Origin of the sequence: Lactobacillus gallinarum (genome assembly GCF_002160635.1) — a bacterium.
In the GTDB taxonomy this organism is placed as follows: domain Bacteria; phylum Bacillota; class Bacilli; order Lactobacillales; family Lactobacillaceae; genus Lactobacillus; species Lactobacillus gallinarum.
Genome location: NZ_NFKZ01000056.1, coordinates 1 through 5,976, shown reverse-complemented (window position 1 = coordinate 5,976; position 5,976 = coordinate 1). Strand labels below are relative to the sequence as shown.

General features: G+C 36.0%; 3 protein-coding genes. 1 reads left to right on the top strand and 2 read right to left on the bottom strand.

Annotated features, from left to right (window positions below; translation table 11 throughout):
- The coding region (locus tag B5E95_RS10135) for an IS1182 family transposase (protein WP_061102404.1) at positions 1-1,694 on the bottom strand (1,694 nt) is incomplete at its 3' end.
- Between the two features lie 378 nt (positions 1,695-2,072).
- Between B5E95_RS10135 and B5E95_RS10130 the strand changes: the two genes are divergently transcribed.
- Entirely contained in the window at positions 2,073-3,251 is a 1,179-nt protein-coding gene (locus B5E95_RS10130; protein WP_087236551.1) for an IS256 family transposase, read from the top strand.
- Positions 3,252-3,666: 415 nt separating this feature from the next.
- Here B5E95_RS10130 and B5E95_RS10120 read toward each other — a convergent pair whose 3' ends face one another.
- Entirely contained in the window at positions 3,667-5,373 is a 1,707-nt protein-coding gene (locus B5E95_RS10120; RefSeq protein ID WP_087236549.1) for an SLAP domain-containing protein, read from the bottom strand.
- Between the last annotated feature and the right edge of the window lie 603 nt (positions 5,374-5,976).

The following is a 5,976-nucleotide window of genomic DNA, read 5'->3' as shown; positions in this document are numbered from 1 at the left end:
AAAGTGTCTGGGAAAAAACTAACCCTTAGATACTGAAAGACGATCAATCCAACTCTTAATTTGAGTTGCTTGACCGTCTTTTTCTGTCTATTTTTATTTTTGAACAAAGAAAATTGGTCTTTTGACCATCTTCTGTTCCAATATTTGCTTAAATTCATCATCATGAAGGCTATTCCTATATCTGTTTCAACCTTCTTTTTGCCTCTTAAATGAGTTCGGCGCATGCCAAAGACGTTCTTCAAATGTCCAAAAATCGGCTCCACATCATATTTCCTCATGCTGTAGATGTGTCTGCCTTCAGGACTTTGGAGAACTGCTTTGGCTTTTTCTTTTAGGTATTGCCAGTTAGGATTATAGCGAACCTGACGTTGGCGTCCGCTCTTAGTCTTGGCTAAGCGTTCTAATTCTGGCGTTAGTTGAAATTCATCTGCTTCATAGACCTTAAAATCACGAACCTGACCAGTCGATCGATCTTTACGTTGACTATAATATTTGAAGTTGAATCTGACGCCATTTTGATCAAGGTAATAATCATCTTTTTCATCATAGAACCAGTTAGCCAGCTTAGTTGGATCGTTGCGATACTTTCTGGTCTTTTCCTTTTCGTACATGGTATAAGGAATATAGTACTTCTTGTCTGAATACTCTTCTTCTAACATTGAATAATTATATTCGCTGCCATAACCAGCATCAGCGACAATCTTGTCAAACTTGTCTAGTGTCGTCATCTGCTTTAAAAATGGTTCGAAAGTTCTGAAATCAGTTGGATTAGGGTATAAAGCAAAGTCAACCACATATTGATCAGTGGTGGCGGCTTGAATATTGTAGCCTGGCTTGAGCTGGCCGTTCTTCATGTGATCTTCCTTCATATGCATGAAAGTCGCGTCATGATCTGTCTTAGAATAGCTGTTACGCCCTGCAAAGATTTCTTTCGCCTCTTCATATTTCTTCATTCGAGGAACATAGTCTTTTCTTAGTTTATGAAGCAGCTTTTTAAGACCGCGTCTTCTTGCTTTTCTAGGCGAACCGCCAGGGATTGCTTTGGGTTCTTGCTCAATTTCTTCGGTCAGCTTTTCAATCTCGGCTTCCGTTTCTTGTGCTAGCTCTGCCAAACCTTGACTGGTCTGGACTTTCTCTTTTGCCATTGCTTTGACGACTTCTTTGGCAATCAATTCATCATAAAGCTCAACCGCTTGACCTTTGAGCTTGTCATGAAATTTTTCAACTGCCTTGCGCCAAACAAAAGTATAGCGATTGGCGTCAGCTTCGATTTTAGTGCCATCAATAAAGATCGCTCCTTCATTGATAAGGCCCTCGGCTTCTAACAAATTGGTAAAGTAGAGGAAGCTTTTCTTAACCAGCTCATTGGCATGCTTGCTGGATCTAAAGTTATTTATAGTATGGTAAGAAATCTGTTGGTGTTCAGCCAAAGCCATCATCGGCACGTTTTCTTCCAGCATTAATTCGATTTTTCTGCCTGAAAATACTCTTCTGGAATAAGCAAAAAGCAAGATTTTAAGCATCATCGCTGGATGATAAGCTGGACGACCGGTTTTAGCAGTATTACCCAATAAGACATCTTCTGGAATTGAATCGACAAACCAGCTAATGGTATTAGCCAAATGATTATGAGGAATAGCGAAGTCTAAGTTGAGTGTTAAAGCTGTTTGACCTATGGTATAATTTTGATACATTAAGATTGCCTTCTTTCTTTTTGTTTTGTGGTGATTCAATAATATCAAGGAAGGCACTTAAAGTATAGAAAAAGAACGATGAAATCCATTAGGAAATCATCGTTCTTTTTTCCTGTCTGAGAATTAGTTTTTTCCCAGACACTTTTTATATGCGAACAAGTGCATCATTATTTCCAATGCACTAGGATGTTTGGAAAAACGTGACTATATCAGAGATGAAAATGTAGTCATCGAAATAGCTAACTTTGAGACCGTAAAATAGTTTGTGTAAGGATGAATGATTCCTTAAATTAATTTCTTAAAACATTAGAAAAAGGAGTTCCTTTCTCGTATGATTGGTTTGAACAAAAAAACACATACAGAAAGAAGATCTCCTTCATGAATGATTTTACCAAAAATATGGCACAAGCTCTATTCAATCAAGACAAAATAAACGATTTATTGCGCAAAGAACTCCAGCAAGCAGTTAATGACCTATTAGAGGCTGAACTGACTGCGTTTTTAGGCTATGATCCTTATGCCGGAGCTGGCTGGAATACAGGCAATTCACGCAATGGTGCTTACTTTCGCAAGGTTGATACGCAATTTGGCGAGATTGAAATTCAGGTGCCTAGGGATCGCAACGGCATGTTTCATCAGCACACGCTCCCTGACTACAAGCAGCACTCCAATGTCTTGGAAAGCATGATTATCAAGCTATATTCCAAAGGCGTAACCACCAGAAAAATAGCCGACTTGATTGAAAAGATGTACGGCAGTCATTACAGCCCAGCTCAGGTATCTAACATCTCCAAGCAGATGATTCCAAAAGTCGAGGCCTATCATCAGCGCAAACTCAGTGACAAGTTCTTCTACGTTTATTTGGACGCTACCTACATTCCTTTGCGTCGCATAACCTTTGATCGTGAAGCAGTTTATATTGCCATTGGCATCAAGCCTAATGGCCACAAGGAAGTCATCGATTACCGCATTGCTCCCAGCGAAAACGTCGAGAATTGGACGGAAATGCTTCAAGACATGAAGTCTCGCGGTCTAGAACAGGTTGAGCTCTTTCTTTCAGATGGCGTTGTGGGCATGAAGACAGTGCTGGAGCAGACTTATCCGAAAGCTCATTTTCAACGCTGTCTAGTTCATGTCATGCGCAATATTTGCGCTAAAGTACGCGTAGATGATCGCGAAACGATCATGAATGAATTCAAGCAAATTCATCAACAGCCAAATAAAGAAGCTGCGATCAAAGTCTTGCACGCCTTCTATGACAAGTGGAACAGAGCGTACAACCATATCATCAGAAATCTCAAAGATATTGAACCTGATCTGCTGGTCTTTTACAGCTATCTTAAGCAGATCAGGGCTTCAATTTACTCTACCAATATGATCGAATCCTTTAACAACGTTATCAAGCGTAAAGCTAAGCCTAAAGCAGAGTTTCCAACTGAACAGTCGCTTGATACTTTTATTGGCATTCAGGCAATGAGCTACAACGAACGCTATTTCAATCGAATCCACAAAGGCTTTGGTCAGGTTCAGGATACCTTAGAATCCTACTTTGATTAAATAAAAGATTAAAAAATCAATCTACGAGAAAAATCTATTTACACAAAAAATTTGACAGTTTCAAGCAGTATGGTGTAAAAATTGATCAATGATTGTACTGAATATATTACAAGATGTGAATATTATGCTATATCCATTCGCAGAATTTCCTGATGAATTATCAACTACATACTCTCAAATTATGACAGATGATAATGTAAAGGGTGATAAAAATTACTAGTTCATTTTGAGTAGCCGACAGATTATGGATTTAAAAGTTTAATTTGGCAGTGTACTAAAGATGAGAAGGTTAGAGGTTAATTAGTTTCGATTTAAGAGCTTAAAAAATTGAATGTTGATAAAATAAAAGTCATTGATTACTTAATATCATAAGTTTTCAATGACTTTTGTATATTTTAGAGATAGATGCTATGTCTTATTTTGTCTTAAAATTATTTACTTTGATGAATTCATTGACACCAACACAATAATATAATTTTTTAGAAATTTTTACTGGTGAACCATAAGTCTTTATATTTGTTCCTCTCTTTAAAATAATGTTTCTCTTAATCCGCTTTCCTTTATTATTGTAGATGAATGCATTATGTGTTAGTTTTCTCGTCTTACCATTGATATTTTCAGCTGGAATATACTGTTTGGAATTATTGGAGAGCTGATAAAATCTTCTATTCTTAATTAAAATACTTGGCGTAATCACTGAAAGGCTATTGAAAGATTTAAGTTCTGGTAATGACAAAATAAAACCATTTTGATCATAAATAAATGAGTTATGCATCAATTTGACGGAATTTACACTGGAGTCTGAATTTTGGACTTCTTTAACTGGTTCTGGGTTAGGATTATTGATTGAAGTAGAAGGTTCAGTGTTGTTTGAAGGAATCACTTTGTATTCTTTTTCGCCCCAAATTACATTATTGTTATCACCCAAAGCGGCAAAGACAAGGACTGGAATATGTTTTTCTGATTCATCTTGCTGAAGTTTAAATTCACCTATATATTTAGTGCCATCTTTGTCAGTTATAGTTAAGATAATTCTATTATTCTTTTGAGTTGATTCCCAAGTACCAGTTATTCCACCAGATACTTGATGATCGGTAGTTAATTTAACTAGTGCACGGGCAATTGGTATGCCGGAAGTCTTGTTGCCATTATTTACAAATTCATACTGTCCTGGAATTTGCTTCAAAACATCGTTGATATTCTGGGAAGAAATCTTGTCTTCATGTTCTGTGTATTCGAATGGTAATGGAATCGGCCAACCATTTTGGGTCATGATCATTTCCTTAACTCGTAATTCATGGTATTCAGTGCCATGATTAAAGCGGGTATGATTAATTAGAAACCAAGTACCATTTTTGTCAATGAATGCTGAATTATGACCAGGTGACATATATGCATATGGCAGACAGCTAAAATCATAATTGCCTTCAAGTTTTATTCCATATTTTTGATTTTCTTGTTTAGTAACATCATTTGTTTTCCATTGTGTATAAACCGGATGTTGTCCCATAGCGTCTACATATTTACCATTGATTTCTTTAGATCTAAATAGGCGCATATTATAACCGCCTTCTCGGGTTAATCCACCATAGGTAACAAATAAATAGTAGTATCCAGTATTTTTGTCATATTTTATATAAGGTGCTTCTCCAGATTCATGGAATCCGCCTATTAAATGAGTACCAAAGTAACGATCTACTTCTTGACCATACTCATTAGTACTATCTTTTCCAGGATAAATTACTTTTCCTGTTTTTTTATCTAAAGGCAATAAGTAAATACCGCCTGACCATGAACCATATGACATCCACAGATTATTATTTTTATCTGTAACAATATTCACATCAATAGCATTTGGAGCATAATCATTGTTATAAGTTCCGTCAGCTCTAACCCACTTATTGCTAAAGCCATTAATTATTTTCTTATCAATTAACTCCTTAATATTTGTGTTAGTATAAATATCATTCTTACTGCTGCTATCACCGTTATGTTCTTTATTTTTTGTAAAACCAGAGTAAATTAGAGTGTCTTGAAATTGATATGGACCGTGAACGGTTTTAGAGGCTGCAAATCCAATCGCAGAATGGATCCAACTGGATGAGGTAGCAAAATAATACATGTATGCTCCCTTGGATCCATCTTTCCATACATAGTCAGGATTATATATTTCATCTGGTGCCCAAATCGCGTATCCATTTTTAGCATCACCATCATGACTACCAGCCCACTTGAATATTTTACTTAAGTCCTGGTCATAGTTGGCAAAAATAAAGGATGGTTGTTCATATTCTTTCTTAAATAGCGGTTTCCAATTGTAGAGATCATCTGATTCTGCTTCGGCTTGATGAGAACCAAAAACATAATATTTTCCTGTTTTTGGTTCTTGAAAAATCGAAGGATCATGAACTGAAACTCTTTCAGGCTGTTTAACTTGTACAGTTTTATTATTAGAAGTTTTTATATTTTGTAGGATTTTAACTTGTTTTGAGGTTGTGGAATTATTAGTCAGTGAATTGTTCTTTGAAATATAATCTTCTTGTTTAGTATCTTTATTTTTATTTACTGGGATATTTGTTTTAAAAGTATTATCTGAAGTTAATTGATTTTTCTACTCTAAGTCAAGTGTTATCAACGATTTTAAGCAATTTTATTTTGAAATACAGGCCTAATCGGGAAATGGCTCCCGGAGAATCGAGTTAAATATCTGATTTAGGGCATGATA

Bases quoted from the DNA above. Each gene is read 5' to 3' on its own strand.
- B5E95_RS10120 (WP_087236549.1), bottom strand. From the start codon at position 5,373: ATGTATTATTTTGCTACCTCATCCAGTTGGATCCATTCTGCGATTGGA.
- B5E95_RS10130 (WP_087236551.1), top strand. From the start codon at position 2,073: ATGAATGATTTTACCAAAAATATGGCACAAGCTCTATTCAATCAAGAC.